Below are 18,618 nucleotides of genomic sequence, written 5' to 3'. Positions count from 1 at the left end.
TGATAAACATTGTCGGAACCAAGGAAATATTAAAGAGATTGAAAGGTTTAAAGGACTCTTTCAACCTCTCTAATGTACATACTGTAAATAATTGTCAAATAGTATGGTAATCTACTGCTAAATTTAATATAAATACAATTAACATTTTTTTGCTATTTTAGCACAGTCTGGCGTCCCCTAAAGTCATACATGAGTTAATTCAAGTAGTAAAAAAGCAGGAGTGTCCCCTAAAGTCTGTGTCCCCTAAAGTCTGTGCATCATTTTTTTATTTTAATGCCTAAAGGATTTTAATGTGTTATAATCTAATTATACATTTTAGGAATATGTATATATGATTGCGGGAGTGTTTACATGAAAATATTTGAGGTTGTAAAAATTTTGAAAGCAGATGTCCTCACAGGAACGGAAAATATGGAGATGGAAGTGTTCTCAGTATGCGGCTCCGATCTCATGAGTGATGTTATGGCATACGTTAAAGAAAATGTACTTTTGCTCACAGGACTGGCTAATATACAGGTTATAAGAACGGCTGAAATGATGGACATAAAGGCGATAGCCTTTGTACGGGGAAAAAAGCCCGATCAGGCTATGCTGGAGCTTGCCGGAGAAAAGGGCATTATTGTTATGACAACGCGGGATCCCATGTTTATTTCATGTGGAAAGCTTTATAGTGCAGGTATCACAGGGAGAGGTGTTTGGGATTGATGGATAACCGTATTACGCTTCATTATATTATACCCGGAGATGATTTTTCGGTGGCGGGAGAGGCCTCAAGCAGTGTTAAGAAGACTCTTACCCATCTCGGTATACTCCCCGGAATTATTAAAAAGGCAGCGATTGCAATGTACGAGGCTGAAATAAATGTTGTAATTCATGCCGGAGGCGGAGAGGCGGATATATCAATAGATGCCGAGAAGGTGACTATACAGCTTAAGGATCAGGGACCGGGGATCCCCGACCTTGAAATGGCAATGAGGGAGGGATATTCCACGGCATCTGACAGCGTCAGGGAAATGGGCTTTGGAGCGGGTATGGGACTTCCCAACATGAAAAGATATGCAGACAGTCTGGATATAGACACCACGGTTGGAAAGGGTACTACCGTTACAATAATAGTGTATATCAAATGAGCTTGTTAAGTGAGGTGAGGGGCCTTGGAAAGATATTTTCATTCGGTTACTCTGGATGAGACCAAGTGCAGGGGATGCACCAATTGCATCAAGCATTGCCCTACGGAAGCAATAAGAGTCAGAAAAAGCAAAGCCAGAATAATAGCTGAGAGGTGCATCGACTGCGGTGAATGCATAAGAGTATGCCCATATCATGCTAAAAAGGCTATAAGCGATTCTATGGATGCTATAAACAGCTTTAAATATAAGGTTGTCATACCCGCGCCGTCACTTTACGGGCAATTCAGGAGCAATGCATCCAGAAATATGCTTTTGACGGCGTTAAAGCATATCGGCTTTGACGCCGTTTATGAGGTGGCGAGGGCGGCCGAGATTGTGACGGAAGCAACCAAGACGCTATTAAATAAAAACAGTACCGTTAAGCCGCTCATTTCCTCAGCATGTCCCGCCGTTGTGAGGCTGATACAGGTAAGGTATCCCAACCTTATAGACAATATAGTAAGGCTGGAATCTCCAATGGAGGTAGCGGCTGAAATTGCTAAAAATAAAATTTCCAAAACGGAAAATATGCCTATTGAGGATATCGGGGTTTTTTTCATTACACCGTGTGCTGCAAAGGTAACAAGCGTTAAGGCCCCGTATGAAAAGAAAAAGTCTTTTGTCGACGGTGTCATTTCTATAAAGGATATTTATCTCAAGCTTTTAAATTCTTTGGATAAGGTTAAGACTGCAGAGGATCTCGAACAGGCGGGCTATGAGGGAATACGCTGGGCAGGCCCGGGAGGGGAAAGCCTTGCCCTCGGAACCGATGAGTTTTTGGCTGTAGACGGCATACATAATGTTATTTCCATACTTGAGGAAATAGAAAAGGACAGACTCGAAAGGGTTGAGTTTATAGAAGCATTGGCATGTGTCGGCGGATGCCTTGGGGGGCCTCTTACCGTCGAGAATGCCTATGTGGCAAGAAGTAACTTAAAAAGATTCGTGGATCAGGCGCGCCAAAACGGTGTGTCAAAGGAGCATACCGAAGAGGGCGAGAATGATTTAATGTGGACTGCAAGCATAGAGTATAAGCCTGTAATGAAGCTGGATGAGAATTTTCACGAGGCCATGAAAAAGCTTGAGGCTCTTGAGCTGATTAACAAGGATCTTCCGGGGCTTGACTGCGGTGCTTGCGGTGCTCCAAGCTGCAGGGCTCTTGCCGAGGATATAGTCAGAGGCAATGCAAATGAGGCCGATTGTGTGTTTAAATTACGGGAAAAGGTGCGGGAGCTTGCCGTACAGATGATGGAGCTGGAGGCAAAAATGCCCCCGGTGCTTGATAAGGATTGGACAAACGACTAACAGATACAGGGCTTAAGGTCCGGAAGCACAGTGTGGGGATCACATTAAAAAAAGCTCATATTTTAAGGGGTGATTGTGATGAAGGTGAAGGAATTTGCCCAAAGCATGGGGATGAAGGTTTTAACGGGTGAGGACGGAGGAGATAAGGATATAACGGGAATATATGCATGTGATCTTTTAAGCTGGGTCATGTCCCATGCGTGCAAGGGTGACGGATGGATTACGGTGCATACTCATTTGAATGTAGCTGCGGTGGCACTGCTAACTGAAGCTGCATGTGTGATTGTTCCGGAGGGCATCGCGGTGGAGGAGGCAACTGTGAAAAAGGCGGCGGAGGAGGGAATCTCCATACTCAGCAGCGGCTTAAGCTCTTACGAGATATGCTATAGGGCTCACCGCCTTATAGGAGAAAATGAGGCATAGTCCCAAAAGGAGCTTAAAAGCCTTATTAAAACTGTATAACAATAAAATGGCGGGGTATTTAAGAAAATTCAGTACTACGCCGGAAATGGAGCTGTAAATGAAGGCGTATACAGATCTTCATATACATTCCGCACTGTCTCCCTGTGCGGAAAACGACATGACTCCAAACAACATAGTAAGCATGGCTGTGATAAAGGGCCTTGATATAATTGCCATCACCGATCATAATTCTGCTGAAAACTGCACGGCAGCCATAAAAGCCGCCGCGGGAAGAATTCTTGTTGTTCCGGGAATGGAGCTGGAGACAAAGGAAGAGGTGCATATTCTCTGTCTTTTTCCCTCTGCCGACAGTGCCATGGAAATGCAGAAAATAGTTTATTCTCGCCTTCCTCCCATTAAAAACCGCACGGATATTTTCGGACAGCAGCTTATAATGGATGAAAATGACAGCGTTTTAAGGCATGAGGAAAGAATGCTTATTACTGCCGCGGATTTGGGGATAGATGAAGCCTTCGATATAGCAGAGCGACTCGGAGGGGCTTTGATCCCCGCCCATATAGACAGGTCATCGTACAGCATATTATCAAATCTAGGAATGATACCCGAGCATTTAGATTTTAAATACCTTGAGATATCGGCAAATTGTTCGGTTAACGAGTTTATTCTTAAAAATACCAATATGGACAGATACACTCTTATCAAATCCTCCGACGCCCATTCTCTGGGGAATATAATGGAAAGGGAAAGCTCTGTCGAATTGGAGGAGCTTAGTATAAATTGCCTGATAAAAAGCCTGCGCAAAAAATAATAGCTTTGCAGCAAGGCTTTTATTTTTTTGCGCTTGACACATACTAGACAATACGGTAATATGTTTGTATATAGACAATCATATTAAGGATGTGTTTAGAAATGAAGCTTTCGGATATGCTTTGGAATGCGGCTCCTGCGGAGCTTGCAAGGGGATATTTAGAGGAAGGGGATTTTTATATATGCTTAGTCTGCGGGAAAAAATTTGAGAAGGGAATTATTTATCCGCAGGGAGGAGTATTTTATGAGGCCAAACGCTATATAAGAGTTCATATTGACACAGAGCACGGCCCGGTATTTGAATACCTTATTAACCTTGACAAAAAGCTCACGGGTCTTTCGGAGCATCAGAAAGCACTTTTAAAGCTGTTTTATCAGGGCAAAAGGGATTGTGAAATTCAGCAGGCTATGGATATAGGAAGCAGCTCAACTATAAGGAACCACAGGTTTGTGTTAAAGGAAAAAGAGCGTCAGGCCAGAGTTTTCATAGCCATAATGGATTTGCTGAAGGAAAACATCAAAAAAACGTCTGAGCTTGTTCCTCCGCATAACACCGCCACAATGAGGGATGACCGCTATAACATTACTGCAGGCGAGTATCAGGAGGTGTTGAAAAAATATTTTCCCGACGGGCCCGGCGGAGGGCTGAAAACCTTTTCCATGAGAGAAAAGAGTAAGCTGGTGGTTTTGAGGGAGATAGCAAAAAGGTTTGAGCCAGACCGTGAGTATAGTGAGAAGCAGGTGAATCAAATACTTGAGGGTGTTTATGAGGACTTTGCGACAATAAGGAGATACTTGATTGAATATGGATTTATGGACAGAAAGCCCGACGGCAGCCGGTACCGGCTGAAGGAAGAGCCCGACGGAAGAAAGGAGACAGAGATGGATCGCAGAAAGCAGCTTATAAGGGAGTATAAGGAGACCAAGACTCAAGCGGGGGTGTTTCAGATAAGAAATACAAAGAACGGGAAGGTTTACGTGGAAGCTATACCAAACCTGAAGATGATGAACGGAAGGCTTTCGATACTTCGCGGAGGAACACATAAAAATGCCCAGCTTCAGGAGGAATGGAACAGGCTTGGTGAGGAGACCTTTGTGTTTGAGGTGCTTGAGGTATTAGAGGAGAAGGAGGAGGGCTTCTTTGATAAAAAGGATGAACTGAAAAAGCTGGAGAGCAAGTGGCTGGAAAAACTCAAGCCTTATGGAGATAAAGGCTATAACAGGCAGAAGGATTAATGAAGACGCTCTTTACAAAGAGCCCGTACCCTTTAATATATAGGGGTTGCGGGCTTTTCTGTTTTTGTATCTGTTGAAATATTTTTAATTCCTCCAATTCACCATTTTTAAAATTGAAAGATCAGAAATTTAACAGAATGCCGGGTAAAATTTATGTTAACCATATTGAAGTCTACATAAACGGTTGCTAGAATGTATCTGAATTCAATAAAGTCTACGCCGGTTTAAAATGCATTTAAGTCAGACACAGCTACAACGAAAGTAAAGTTTAGGAGGATTAATGTATGAAAAAAACAAAGCAGTATATTGCGGCATTTTTGATAATAATGATAATGATTATGTCTTCGTCGCCGGTATTGGCAGCAAGTGTGCAAAAACCAAAATTATACGTAACCGCAACAGCACACCTGGATACTATGTGGAATTGGCCTATTGACAGCAGCATTAAGCAGTACTTGCCAAATACTCTTAATTCGAATTTTTTATTAATGGATAAATATCCCAACTACAAATTCAACTTTGAGGGTGCTTTTCGGTATCAGCTAATAAAAGAGTATTATCCTGATTTATACGAAAAAATGAAACAGTACATACAAGCGGGGAGATGGCATACCACAGGCGCGGTATGGGAGAACGGGGATGTAAATGTTCCGTCTCCTGAGGCCTTAATGAGGAACATACTTTATGGAAACAAATTTTTTGAAAAAGAGTTCGGAGCTGTGAACACGGATTTGTTCCTGCCCGACTGCTTCGGCTTCGGATATTCTCTTCCTACAATCGCAAGCCATATGGGGCTTAAAAGCTTTTCGTCCTCTAAGCTCGTATGGAGCAATGTAAACTTCCTTCCCTTTGACCTTGGTGTATGGAAGGGCGTGGATGGGTCAAGCGTAATAGCTTCGTTAAATCCCGACAGGTACTTAAATGGTATAGCGGCATCCATACAGAATGACTCGGGAATGCTTAATAAAATAAAAGGCGCCTACAACGATTCAAAGCTGTCGGAATATGATGTTAAGAGAATGATGAAATATTACGGAACGGGGGATCAGGGAGGAGCTCCGTCCGAGGATTCCATAAAAAACATGGAAAGTGCTGTTTCTGATGCCAATGGGTTAATAGAGGTCATAAGTGCCTATCCCGGACAAATGGAGGAGGAAATGACAGCATCGGAAATAGCTGCATTGGGCGAGTATCAGGGTGAGCTTCAGATGAAGTTTCACGGAAACGGTACTTTCACTGCGTCCGCTGTTTCCAAGCTTTTAAACCGTAAAAACGAACAACTGGCAGATGCGGCTGAAAGAGCCTCGGTTGCTGCAGGCTGGCTGGGAGTCAGGGAATATCCTGCGGAGAATTTGAGGGATGCATGGCTTAGGGTAATAGCTGCACAGCACCATGATAATCTAACTGGTACTTCTATTGCAGCGGTATATGCGGATGCAATCAATGACTATGTTATTGCCCTTAATAAGTTTGCAGGCGAATTGAAAACCTCCGCATCCGGTGTAATTTCAGCCATGGATACAAATGTAGCGTCAGGGATCCCTGTTGTAATTTACAATCCCGTTTCCGCAGACAGGCAGGATGTTGCGGAGGCTTCGGTGACTCTGGATGAACCCTCTGACTATGTAAGAGTATACAATTCTGCTGGGCAGGAGGTGCCTTCACAGGTATCGGGAACCGACGGGAAGAATGTAAAGCTTGTGTTTTTAGCAGATGTAAAGGCAAACGGCTATGCCGTGTACAGCGTTGTGCCTTCGCAGGCGCCCTGCAGCATTGACACAGGTCTGTCGGTAACCGCATCATCACTGGAAAACCACAGATACAGAATTGAAATAGATGATAATGGAGATATATCGGGAATTTATGATAAGGAATATTCAAAGCAGATACTTGACGAACCTATAACTCTCCAGCAATTTGCCAATACATATACGAATTACGGGATCTGGGAGATATCGTATAGCGATTATATAAAGGGCCCAAGCTCCGTTGTGGGAAATCAAAATAAAAAAGTTACCGTTACTGAGGATGGGGCTGCAAGGGTGTCTCTTCAGATACAGAGAACACATAATGCATCCGTTTATACGCAAACAGTATCTTTAGCTGCCGGTGAAGGCGGAAACAGAGTGGATGTCAACAATGATGTTATGTGGGGAGAAAAAACTTCATTTATGAAGGCTTCTTTTCCTCTGACGGTATATAACAGAAACGCAACCTATGATCTGGGAATAGGAACAATAGAGAGAGACAACAGTGATCCTAACCAATACGAAATGCCTGCCCAGCAGTGGGCCGACATCACCGACGAGGACGGGACATACGGAGTGACTATCTTAAATGACAGCAAATACGGATGGGACAAGCCTGCGGACAATGAAATAAGGCTTACGCTTTTCCATGTGCCGCAGGAGGAAAGAGCAGACAACTCAAAACAAAACACCTTTGACTTTGGAGAGAACAAATTTACTTATTCCATTATGGGACATGCAGGGGACTGGAGAGACGGAAAGTCACAGTATGAGGCTGCAAATCTGAACCAGCCGCTGCAGGCATATCAGACAACCTCCCATTATGGGTCGCTGCCGAAGGATTTTTCCTTTGCCTCGTTAAGCACCGGACAGGTTATGATAAAGGCTATAAAAAAAGCGGAGGATACGGAGGAATACATTGTAAGAGTTAATGAGCTGCATGGCTCATCCGCAAAGGGAGTAACACTCAAAATGGGTGATGGCATACACAGCTTCAGGCCTGTTAACGGATATGAGGATCAGATAGAAGACAGCTCGGCTGAGCTGGTAAATGGAGAATTGAAATTTGATATAACGGCATATGCCCCCAAAACCTTTGCGGTTACATTGGAAAGCCACAGCGGTACGGTGGTGAAGCCCAGCATACAGCCGGTGGATATAAGCGCGTTGTTTAATATAGATATTATAAGCTCTGACAGAAATAAAAGTGACGGAGGATTCGGATCGTCAAGGTTTACCTTCCCAAGTGAGATACTGCCCGATGACAGAAAAGTGGTCAGCGGAGGAGTGGAATTCATGCTTGGAAGCTATTCCGACGGAGACAACAACGCCGTAAAGGCAAAAGGGCAGAGCATTGCCCTGCCGCAGGGAAGCACAAGGGTATATCTTCTGGCAGGCTCACAGAGACATGACAAGGATATTCCGGTGTGGCTCGGAGACAGAAAGCATATTTTAGATGTGCAAAGCATGTGGGAATATGTGGGGAGCTGGGATCAATACGGCCTTGCCAGATATGGGTCTATTAAAAGGGGAGATATAGCACTTGTTGCCAACCATACTCATGACCCGTCAGGGGATATGGTATACGACAAGTCATACTTATACAAATATGAGCTGGATATACCGCAGGGTGTGAGCTCGATGACATTACCCGATGACAGTGACCTTATTATCGCAGGTATCAGTGTTCAGACAAATGATACATATACATCAAGCAGCATTTCGGCTCTATATCCGGAGAAGGAAGTCAATAAGGGATACATGCTTGATGTGGTTGATGGCAGCAGTAAGGGAGTTTACCATTACGGAAATCCTGTTGCAATTAATTATACAGGCGGCGAACTCGGACGTGTGATATGGAATGGGGATGACGGCTCGAAATATTATGGAGAGTCTATAATGATAAACATGCCCGACTATAATTTGACTCTGACTCCAGAGGTTACGTCATATGGAGAAAATCTTGCTCTTAACAGGCCGGTGCAGGTGAGCGGGGAGAACGGGAATGAGCCGGGGTGGAAGGCTGTAGACGGTACGGTTGAAGACAACAGCAAATGGTGTACGGGGTCTGATAGCTGGCTTATAGTTGATCTTGGCGAGGAAAAGGCTGTTGACACCTATGTCCTCAGAAATACAGGAAACGGCAGGGAGACAGAGGAATGGAACACGGCCGATTTCCAGATACAGGTTGAGGATGAGAACGGCGAATGGAGAAGTGTAGACAGCGTAATGGCTAACAGGCTTAATGTATATACGGGCAGCTTTTCACCTGTTTACGCAAGATATGTGCGCCTCAATGTGACAAAGCCCACACAAAAGTCTGAAAGAAACAATGCTACAAGAATTTATGAATTCGAGCTGTACAGCACCGTCCAGCCTGCAGGGGAGGTAATGGTGTCAGACCCTGTTGTAACCCTTGACGGATTGAAGGCCTCGGTTCTGGCTTCCGCATACGGGGGAAATGCAGGAGGGGAGATAAGCCTTATAACACGGATCAGGGAAAAGAATGGTACATTCAGATTTACTGATGAGAAAAAAATATCACTTACCGCAAATGCATGGGGAAGCTATACAAGCCTTGTGGATTTCTCATCGGTATCCGGTGTCCTGGAGCAAAATGACGATATTGAGGTGTATTTTGCCGATGCACAGGGCAACAAGCTCTCAAAAACAGTAAAGATAAAAAATATAGGAAGCGCAGCCATAATTAACGGCCTGGAAAAGCTGGAAGCGGAGAACATGACGAAATGGTCGGAGGGCGGATTGAAAATTGAAAGCTCGTCTACCGCAGCAGGGGAGGCACTGGTTAATGTGGGCGGAACATATAACGGGGCATGGCTTGCATACAGGAATGTAAACTTTGGGGACAAGGGAGTAAATGCATTCACTGCACACTATGTCAATAATTCGGGGAGATGCGCGTCAGATGCCGTATTGGAAATACGCCTTGATTCGGTTAACGGAACAGTGGTCGGTACGGTACAAATCCCGGCGACAGGCTCTTCGTGGATCAGCTATAGTGAAATAACAGCATCTCTTGATCAAAAGATAACAGGTATGCATGATGTATATATTATTATGAAGGGAAGCACAGATTCGGGACATCCCTTTATTGCAAACCTTGACTACTTCAAGTTTAACAATTTCAGAGGCGATTATTCCTACCTTGAGCTGGAGAGCTATGACGAGTGGTCTGGAGGCAACAATCCAGTCAATGGACAGCCCATAAAAACAGAGGGCGGCAAGAGCGGCCAGCAGATTGCAAACACATATGACGGGGCATGGCTTGCGTATAAGTCGATGGATTTCGGAGCCGAGGGAGTGGATCAAATAGCGGTGGAATATTGCGGAAACAGAACAAACTGTGCAGAGGACTCTGCGGTTGAGGTGCGCTTAGGTTCGGTGGACGGAGAGCTTGTGGGAAAGGTAGAGACTCCTCCTACGGCAGGCGGCTGGGGAACATATGCCGTTGCGGCTGCGGAGCTTAACAAAAAGATTACAGGGGTGCAGGATGTGTACCTTGTGCTGACAGGCTCTACCGATGCGACTTACAAGTACATCGGCAATTTCGACAACGCAAGCTTTTCTCTGAAGCCTGTTGAGGAAGAGCCGGAGACACGCGGCGACTATTCTTACTTTGAGCTGGAGAGCTATGACGAGTGGTGCGGAGGCAACAATCCGGCCAATGGACAGCCCATAAAAACAGAGGGCGGCAAGAGCGGACAGCAGATTGCAAACACATATGACGGGGCATGGCTTGCGTATAAGGCGATGGATTTCGGAGCCGAGGGAGTGGACCAAATAGCTGTGGAATACACAAGCAACAGCACAAGCTGCGCAGCGGACTCTGCGGTTGAGGTGCGCTTAGGTTCGGTGGACGGAGAGCTGGTGGGAACGGTGGAGACTCCTCCTACGGCAGGAGGCTGGGGAACGTATGCCGTTGCGGCTGCGGAGCTGAGCAGAACGATCACGGGTGTGCAGGATGTGTATCTTGTGCTGACAGGCTCTACGGATGCGACTTACAAGTACGTGGGCAATTTCGACAACGCCAGCTTTTCCCTGAAGCCTGTTGAGGAAGAGCCGGAGACACGCAGCGACTATTCCAATCTTGAGCTGGAGAGCTATGACGAGTGGTGCGGAGGCAACAACCCGGCCAATAATCAGCCCATAAAAACAGAGGGCGGTAAGAGCGGACAGCAGATTGCAAACACATATTCAGGGGCATGGCTTGCGTATAAGTCGATGGATTTCGGAGCCGGGGGAGTGGATCAAATAGCGGTAGAATACACAAGCAACAGCACAAACTGTGCAGCGGATTCTGCGGTTGAGGTACGCTTAGGAGCGGTGGACGGAGAGCTTGTGGGAACGGTGGAGACTCCTCCTACCGCAGATAGTTGGGGAACATATTCGGTTGCGACTGCGGAGCTTAACAAAAAAGTCACGGGAGTGCAGGATGTGTACCTTGTGCTGACGGGCTCTACGGATGCGACTTACAAGTACGTGGGCAATTTTGACAACGCCAGCTTTTCTCTGAAGCCTGTTGAGGAAGAGCCGGAGACACGCGGAGACTATTCTTACCTTGAGCTGGAGAGCTATGACGAGTGGTGCGGAGGCATCAACCCAGCCAATAATCAGCCAATAAAAACAGAGGGCGGCAAGAGCGGACAGCAGATTGCAAACACATATTCAGGGGCATGGCTTGCGTATAAGTCGATGGATTTCGGAGCCGAGGGAGTGGATCAGATAGCGGTAGAATACACAAGCAACAGCACAAACTGCGCAGCGGACTCTGCCGTTGAGGTGCGCTTAGGTGCGGTGGACGGAGAGCTTGTGGGAAGGGTAGAGACTCCTCCTACGGCAGGCGGTTGGGGAACATATGCCGTTGCGGTTGCGGAGCTTAACAGAAAGGTCACGGGGGTGCAGGATGTGTACCTTGTGCTGACAGGCTCTACTGATGCGACTTACAAGTACGTGGGCAATTTTGACAACGCGCGCTTTTCTCTGAAGCCTTAAAGCTTGAAGGCATGGGGCGGACTGATGGAATGGTTTTTTAGCAAACAAAGTTAATTTTCAGGAGGGGAATATGAAGAATTACAGACGAATTATAACGGGCATATTTGCAGCTTTTATAGCTCTATCAGTTATAACTGCCGACATCGGTACGGCTTATGGAGCCAGTGGAAATAACAACTCCGGCGCAGCGGTGTCAGGCAGCATCAATTATGACAACTATACGCAGATCTCACTGACACCGGGGGAAGACGAGACTAAGCTAAACCTTGCATGGTACAGCATCAGCGCAGTTATCGGTACACCGCAGGTGCAGATTGGGAAAAAATCTGAGGTTGGAGACAGCTTTACAACCGAAAACTCAACAACCTTTGATGGTACTTACTCAAATGCAATAAGCGGGTACATATCCAATAAAGTAACTGTTGAGAGCCTGGAGGAAAATACTGAATACGTTTACCGCTACGGAATAAACGGCAGTTGGAGTGAAAGGCTGGAGTATTCTACAGAACGAAGAGACAGGTATAATTTTATATTTGTAGGAGACCCTCAGATAGGGGCAGGAAGCAGAAATTCAGATTCGCAGCAGTGGAACGACACCATGAAAAAGGCTGTAAAAATGCGCACTGATACGGCATTCATGCTGTCGGCAGGGGATCAGGTCAACACAGGGAGCAATGAAAATGAATATGCGGGCTATTTAAGCCCGCAGGAGCTCAAGGCGCTGCCTGTTGCCACCACCATCGGCAACCATGATGCAAATGATGCCAATTATACTTATCACTTTAACAATCCCAATACTACAAATTACGGAAAAACAAACGCAGGGGGGAACTACTATTTCAGCTATGGAGATACATTGTTTATTATAATTAATACAAACAACACAAATGCGGCACAGCATGAGGCCCATATTGATGAGGCGGTAAAAAGCCAGCCTGATGCAAAATGGAAGGTTCTCATGTTTCATCAGGATATTTACGGCTCTGGTAATCAGCACTCAACCAAGGCATACATAATTGAATTAAGAAACAAGCTTTTCCCTATTATTGATAAATATAAAATTGATGTGGTGCTGACAGGACATGACCATTCATATACCAGATCATATCAGATGCTGCACGATACCCCTCAAAAAACACAAAAGGAAGCCGGCATCAACCGTGTAATAGACCCGACGGGAACGGTATATATTACGGCAAATTCAGCCTCGGGAAGCAAATATTACGATCTGGAAAGCTTTACCGGACTATATGCGGCTACAAGGAGTCAGTACAGAGTACCTACATTTTCCTCTGTAACGGTAGATAATGTGAGCTTTACAATAGACACCTACAGAACCGACACCATGCAAATGATTGATCACTACTCAATCATAAAGAAATTTGAAAAGAAGTATTTGCTGGATTTAATTGCGGAGGGTAATGAAAAAGCCGCACAGCAGCATAAATATGAAGAAGCATCCTTTAATGAATTTAAGGATGCATTGGAGAATGCAAAAAATATAAGCAGTGATACGGGAGCCCAAGAGGAAAAAACGGCAAATGCATACTTGACTCTGAGCCAGGCAATAAATGGACTGGCAGAAAAGACAGAAACTCCTGTAGATTCGCTTGTGGAATTTGAAAATAAAACCATCTGGACTTCTGCTACCAATCCGTACGCACCCAGTGACGGAAAGCTGAAGACAGAGAGCGGAAATACAGGCACTGTGGTAGCGGGAACCTTTGACGGAGCATGGCTGGGATATGATAATCTTTACTTTGGGGATCAGGGAGTAAATGAAATAACAATTGAATACGCAAGCAATTCATCCAGATGTGCAGAGGATGGAGTGGCGCAAATACGTGCAGACTCTGAGGATGGAGAATTACTAGGTGAAATTCCAATACCTCCGACGGCAGGCAGCTGGGGTACATTTAAAAAGGTAACCGGCCCACTTGCAAGGAGACTTACAGGGACTCAAAGCATATATGTGGTATTAAAGGGGACTACCTCGCAAAGCCAGCCTTTTATGGGCAATTTCGATAACATGGTGTTTACATACAACCCTGATATTAAGGACCCTGAAACACCTGTAACAGGAATAAAGCTTGAAAAGGATAAAGCATATATTAAGGCAGGGGAAACAATAATATTGGAAGCCACGGTAGAACCGAAGAATACGACAAATAAAAACATAGTGTGGACAACCAGTGATCCGCAGGTTGCGGCAGTCGGCACCAAGGATTCGTATAATCCACAAACGGGAAAAACCAGCATAAGTGTTACAGGAGTAGGAGCGGGGTCAGCAGTTGTAAGCGCTGTAACCGAGGATGGAGGGTATAAGGCAGAATGCAGCATAACGGTGAGCAAAGCCGAGGAGCCGCCGGTTTCTGTAACAGGCATTTCACTGGATACATCATCTATTGAAATCACAGAAGGGAGCACTGCTTTGCTGACTGCGGCAGTAAGCCCGAACAACGCTGCAAATAAGACGGTGCTGTTTACTTCATCCGGAAGCGGCATTTCAATATCTGATGCTGTGTATAATGGCGATACCGGCAAAACAAGCGTGACAATAAAAGCTCTTTCATCAGGACATGCATTAGTAACAGCAGCTTCTCAGGATGGAGGCTTTACAGCGGTGTGCAGTGTGACGGTAAAAGCAAAGAGCCCGAACCCGGGAAACAATGATCAAAAGACCGGCAGTAGCAACAATAGCGGCACAAAAACTAATAATGTTCCCGCAGTCGTCGGAGAAGGAAGCATAAGGCTTGAGTCGGGAATAGATGCAAATGGAAATGCGGCTGTTGAGATTAAGCCGGACGACATCAAAAATGCTTCCGGCAAATCAAAGGATAATGTCCTGAGCATAATTATTTCTGCACCTGAGAATGCCCAAAAGGTGTCTGTCGTTATCCCTGCACAGGAAATAAAAGGGATAGGTGAAAAAGGAATAGAGTTAATATCCTTTGATGCAGGACTTGCATCGCTTTCCGTCACGCCCGGGGCACTTAACAAAAAAATAGGGACTAATTCCAAAAGCATAGTGGTGGCTGTGGAAGTGGTCCAGGAAGAAGCTCTGACGGAAAAAGCAAGAGCCGCCGCAGGTGGCAGGACTGTGTATGAAGTGTCAATAGATGTTGACGGGAACAAGCTTGATACCGTAGAAAGCGGCAGTATGAATATAAGCACAAAGTATACTCTGGCGCGCAAAGAAAGTCCTTCCAAGGTTGTAGCATACTTCATTGATGAGAACGGCAATATGAAGGTAATAAAAAGCAGCAAATATAGCCAAGCTGACGGCAGCGTGAAGTTTAGCAGTGAACAGACGGGCAGATATGTTGTTGCATATTCAGATGTATCCTTTAAGGATATGGGAGAGGCTGAATGGGCGAGAGAGGCTGTTGATGCACTGGCTGCAAGGGAAATAGTAAACGACGCGGGGGATGATTTGTTCAGCCCTAAGAGAGATATTACGAGGGCGGAGTTCCTGAAAATAATAATGAATGCCTTCTATACTCCTGATGCAACTGAAAAGTGCACATTTACCGATGTTTCTCAGGATAGCTGGTATTATAACGAAGTGGCGCTGGCACAGAAGCTGGGGATTATTAAGGGCAACGGTCAAAACGGTTTTGGCGGCGGCACTAAGATAAGCAGGCAGGATATGGCGGTAATTGCATACAGAGTAGCCCAAAATCTTAATAAGGATCTGGGGCAAAATGGTACTGTGGCAGAGTTTTCCGACAAAGCGGACATAGCGTCATACGCAGCCGATGCTGTAAAAGCCATTCAGGAGGCATCTGTTATGCGGGGCTTTGATGGCGGAAAGTTTTCACCCGGAGAAAAAGCCACAAAAGCACAGGCGGCAGTTATTGTATACAGAATGTACAACCTGATTTATTGATTATAAATTAAGACGGTATTAAAATAGTTATGTGACTTGCAGGGGGGCTTGTACGGACAGTGCAGGCTCCCTTGCAGCAATTTTTCAATATATCTTTTACGGAGTTGAGGCAAAGTGATTTTAAAACAAGCTATGCACAAAAGCAGGCTTATACTGGTTATTTCAGTTTCAGTATTAATAATACTTTTTTGTGTGCTTTTAGCAGTAATCAATCAAAATGAGCCCACCGACTTAATTAACCGCGGGGGAACGGAATTTGAAAAGGCAAAAATTTTAGAGGTTTTAGAAGAGGACATTATAACAGGAACCGACTATAAGGCAGGCTCGCAAAAGGTGCGGCTTGAAATAATGAGCGGAAATTTAAAGGGCCGGATATTTGAGACTACGAACTATATAAGCTATCTTTCGGGTGCATACTGTGAGAAAGGCATGACTGTTATTGTAACGGCATCTGTCTCGGGAGAATTTATAGTAGTCTCTGTTTATAGCAGCTACAGGGCGCCTGTATTATACGGATTTATAGTGTTGTTTTTACTGATGCTGTGGCTTATTGGAAGGAGAAAAGGCCTGACCTCCGCAATAGGCTTGATATTTACATTCGTATGTATTATTTTCATGTTTATACCTATGGTTTATCAGGGGTATCCTCCTTTTATAGCAGCTGTTGCAGTCGTTATATTAACCACGGTTGTAACCCTTTCACTGATGAACGGATTTAGCGCAAAATCCGTATCCGCTATGATCGGGACTGTAGCAGGAGTAATTATAGCAGGTATATTTTGCGCACTTGTTTCACATTTAGCCGGGATATCGGGTTATAATGTTTCGGAGGCAGAAGAGCTTGCGGTTGTAGCAAATCAAACCAATATGCAGGTGGGAGGCATACTTTTCGCATCTATATTAATTGCGTCATTGGGGGCAGTAATGGATGTCAGCATGTCTGTAGCCGCCAGCATTTATGAGGTACACATTAATAACAAGGCGTTATCAGGGAAAAGGTTGTTTATTTCGGGGATGAATGTCGGCAGGGATATGATGGGTACAATGTCAAACACTTTAATTTTAGCGTTTACAGGAAGGTGTATTAATACGCTTCTTCTTATGTATTCCTATAAAACACCCTACAATCAGATTATAAATACATATTCCATAGCAATTGAAATCATCCAGGGCATTTCGGGAAGCCTGGCGGTCATACTTACTGTGCCTATTGTAGCAGCCATATCGGTATTATTAATAAAAAGAAAATGAAGGAGGGCGGTTCCCGTAAATTAGATCGGGACAAAAGCGGCCTTCCACAGCATTATGTTATTTAAAACATTTCAGAGAATAGGCAGGAGTTGATTTTAAATACAGGGATTACTTAATAGGGATAAAATGGATGGTTGATTTCTTTGGATTTTGCCCTGAATTTAAATTGAAAATAACATTGATTGTTTTTGTTTATTGTAGTATAATATGACTTGCGCAAAATTGTGCAGCATTATATTTATGAGAAGCAAGGTGCTTTCGGAGGGATTATAAAGAGCTTTGGACGAGCAATTGCTTAATGAAGGGTATATGCGTCAGGCCTTAAAGGAGGCTGCTAAGGCATATGCCAAGGGGGAGACACCTGTTGGAGCGGTTATTGTCAGGCAGGGTAAAGTGATTTCCAGGGGGCATAATGAGAAAGAGCTCAAGTGTGACGCTACAATGCACGCTGAAATTGTGGCTTTAAGAAAAGCCTTTAAAAAGCTTGGCTCATGGAGGCTCAATGACTGTGAGATGTATGTCACCTTAGAGCCCTGTACAATGTGTGCGGGGGCTATAATACAGTCAAGAGTCAGAAAGCTTTTTATAGGAGCGCTTGATCCTAAAGCCGGAGCTGCGGGCTCGGTTATAGATGTCCTTGGCGTTGAGAGGTTTAATCACAGAGTTGATGTAAGCTTTGGGTTACTGGAAAAGGAATGCTCGGATATACTGAAGGACTTTTTCAGAGAGCTAAGAGCGAGGAAAAGCAGTAAAGTTTAAATTTATTTAATATGGAAGAGTATCGAAGTGGTCATAACGGCCCTGACTCGAAATCAGGTAGTCCTCACGGGCTCGTGGGTTCGAATCCCACCTCTTCCGCCAAAATTTGTACGAAAAGTCCGATTTTATCGGACTTTTCGTTTTTTTGAATAGGGACGCTCCTGTTTTTACATAAAAGCCCTGTACTTTCCCGTGCTGCTTTTTTGTCCCTGTCAAAGTGGGCAAGTATAAACCTTACATCAACTATTCCTTTAATAAGGAGCGTCCCCAATATTTAAGTGCAGTACCTCGCTATTCTTCATTTAAGAAAAAAATATCCTCCACCTTCAAATTTAATAGTATGGCAATTTTCATTGCCAGTTCCAATGTGGGATTATACTTATCATTTTCTATGGCGATTATAGTTTGCCGACTTACGCCTAATTGTGTTGCCATGTCCTCTTGTCGTAATCCGGCTTGTTTTCTAAGCTGCTTTATATTATTCCTCATATGCTCTCCTGTTTAATTATAGTTCAACATTAAGTAGGAACCTATAGATAAAATGATGGCAATAGCTGCAATGAACATGATACTCCACCATAGGATTTTATTTGGTTCTTTGTATTCTTCATCTCCAGAAATCATTTTTCTTTTCATAACCATTTCAGACAATCCTTGAACACACAAGGTAACTATTAGAATTAGAGCAGGTAAGTGGTTATAAGTTCCTCCGTTAAAAAATCCTTGCCAGCATTCATATAATACCCAAACCGCTAATATAAGCACCGCTGACTTAAAACCTAATTCCTCGGAACGTAATCTAATGTTCCTGCCCATTTCATCCATTTTTCGCATTAAAATATACCTCCTTGAAATGTTAAAAAATATTTACATTTATAGTATATCATGACCTCTCAAAATGTCAAGACTTCTTTACTTTTAAAAGGGACGCTCCTGTTTAATATAAATAAAGCCAGCCCATTTAACGAGCCTTGTAATTAAAATTTAGAAAACTAAGGCAGCATTTTGTGTGCCTTAG

Annotated in this window: 12 protein-coding genes and 1 tRNA gene; 11 read left to right on the top strand and 2 right to left on the bottom strand. The window is 44.4% G+C overall.

Features of this window, described 5'->3' with window-relative positions:
- Positions 1-351: 351 nt before the first annotated feature.
- The 11 genes from DFR58_RS20835 (at position 352) to DFR58_RS20785 (ending at position 17,702) form a co-directional block, all read left to right on the top strand.
- Entirely contained in the window at positions 352-705 is a 354-nt protein-coding gene (locus tag DFR58_RS20835; RefSeq protein WP_114300272.1) for a DRTGG domain-containing protein, read from the top strand.
- Positions 705-1,130: an ATP-binding protein gene (locus DFR58_RS20830; protein ID WP_114300270.1), complete on the top strand. Its 426-nt coding sequence runs from the start codon at positions 705-707 to the stop codon at positions 1,128-1,130. Before DFR58_RS20835 ends, DFR58_RS20830 begins: the two co-directional genes overlap by 1 nt.
- A gap of 24 nt (positions 1,131-1,154) precedes the next feature.
- Positions 1,155-2,474 carry a [Fe-Fe] hydrogenase large subunit C-terminal domain-containing protein gene (locus DFR58_RS20825; RefSeq protein ID WP_114300268.1) on the top strand — a complete coding sequence of 440 codons (1,320 nt, stop codon included), beginning with the start codon at positions 1,155-1,157 and terminating at the stop codon, positions 2,472-2,474.
- Between the two features lie 78 nt (positions 2,475-2,552).
- A complete protein-coding gene (locus DFR58_RS20820; protein ID WP_114300266.1) occupies positions 2,553-2,897 on the top strand; it encodes an AraC family transcriptional regulator in 345 nt (114 codons plus the stop codon).
- Between the two features lie 97 nt (positions 2,898-2,994).
- The gene (locus tag DFR58_RS20815) at positions 2,995-3,705 is read left to right on the top strand and encodes a PHP domain-containing protein (RefSeq protein ID WP_114300264.1); all 711 of its coding nucleotides are present in this window, start codon (positions 2,995-2,997) and stop codon (positions 3,703-3,705) included.
- Positions 3,706-3,806: 101 nt separating this feature from the next.
- The gene (locus tag DFR58_RS20810) at positions 3,807-4,940 is read left to right on the top strand and encodes a DUF2087 domain-containing protein (RefSeq protein WP_114300262.1); all 1,134 of its coding nucleotides are present in this window, start codon (positions 3,807-3,809) and stop codon (positions 4,938-4,940) included.
- Between the two features lie 284 nt (positions 4,941-5,224).
- A complete protein-coding gene (locus tag DFR58_RS20805; protein ID WP_114300260.1) occupies positions 5,225-11,701 on the top strand; it encodes a carbohydrate-binding protein in 6,477 nt (2,158 codons plus the stop codon).
- 70 nt (positions 11,702-11,771) lie between these two features.
- Positions 11,772-15,590 carry an S-layer homology domain-containing protein gene (locus DFR58_RS20800; RefSeq protein WP_114300258.1) on the top strand — a complete coding sequence of 1,273 codons (3,819 nt, stop codon included), beginning with the start codon at positions 11,772-11,774 and terminating at the stop codon, positions 15,588-15,590.
- A gap of 114 nt (positions 15,591-15,704) precedes the next feature.
- Positions 15,705-16,841: a YibE/F family protein gene (locus tag DFR58_RS20795; RefSeq protein ID WP_242987765.1), complete on the top strand. Its 1,137-nt coding sequence runs from the start codon at positions 15,705-15,707 to the stop codon at positions 16,839-16,841.
- 279 nt (positions 16,842-17,120) lie between these two features.
- The gene (tadA, locus tag DFR58_RS20790) at positions 17,121-17,600 is read left to right on the top strand and encodes a tRNA adenosine(34) deaminase TadA (RefSeq protein WP_278278828.1); all 480 of its coding nucleotides are present in this window, start codon (positions 17,121-17,123) and stop codon (positions 17,598-17,600) included.
- A 13-nt stretch (positions 17,601-17,613) separates the two neighbouring features.
- Positions 17,614-17,702 (top strand) — tRNA-Ser (locus tag DFR58_RS20785).
- Positions 17,703-17,891: 189 nt separating this feature from the next.
- On the opposite strand, the gene DFR58_RS20775 is transcribed toward DFR58_RS20785, so the two are convergent.
- Positions 17,892-18,089 (bottom strand): helix-turn-helix transcriptional regulator, encoded by a 198-nt coding sequence (locus DFR58_RS20775; RefSeq protein ID WP_114300254.1) that lies wholly within the window; start codon positions 18,087-18,089, stop codon positions 17,892-17,894.
- Between the two features lie 12 nt (positions 18,090-18,101).
- Entirely contained in the window at positions 18,102-18,434 is a 333-nt protein-coding gene (locus DFR58_RS20770; RefSeq protein WP_114300252.1) for a hypothetical protein, read from the bottom strand.
- Positions 18,435-18,618 lie beyond the last annotated feature (184 nt).

It is taken from the genome of Anaerobacterium chartisolvens (assembly GCF_003337415.1).
Taxonomy (GTDB): Bacteria; Bacillota; Clostridia; order Acetivibrionales; family DSM-27016; genus Anaerobacterium; species Anaerobacterium chartisolvens.
This window is presented reverse-complemented; position numbering and strand designations above follow the sequence as displayed.

Coding starts and splice junctions, on each gene's coding strand:
- DFR58_RS20835 (WP_114300272.1), top strand. CDS start 352: ATGAAAATATTTGAGGTTGTAAAAATTTTGAAAGCAGATGTCCTCACA.
- DFR58_RS20830 (WP_114300270.1), top strand. CDS start 705: ATGGATAACCGTATTACGCTTCATTATATTATACCCGGAGATGATTTT.
- DFR58_RS20820 (WP_114300266.1), top strand. CDS start 2,553: ATGAAGGTGAAGGAATTTGCCCAAAGCATGGGGATGAAGGTTTTAACG.
- DFR58_RS20815 (WP_114300264.1), top strand. CDS start 2,995: ATGAAGGCGTATACAGATCTTCATATACATTCCGCACTGTCTCCCTGT.
- DFR58_RS20810 (WP_114300262.1), top strand. CDS start 3,807: ATGAAGCTTTCGGATATGCTTTGGAATGCGGCTCCTGCGGAGCTTGCA.
- DFR58_RS20805 (WP_114300260.1), top strand. CDS start 5,225: ATGAAAAAAACAAAGCAGTATATTGCGGCATTTTTGATAATAATGATA.
- DFR58_RS20800 (WP_114300258.1), top strand. CDS start 11,772: ATGAAGAATTACAGACGAATTATAACGGGCATATTTGCAGCTTTTATA.
- DFR58_RS20775 (WP_114300254.1), bottom strand. CDS start 18,089: ATGAGGAATAATATAAAGCAGCTTAGAAAACAAGCCGGATTACGACAA.
- DFR58_RS20770 (WP_114300252.1), bottom strand. CDS start 18,434: ATGCGAAAAATGGATGAAATGGGCAGGAACATTAGATTACGTTCCGAG.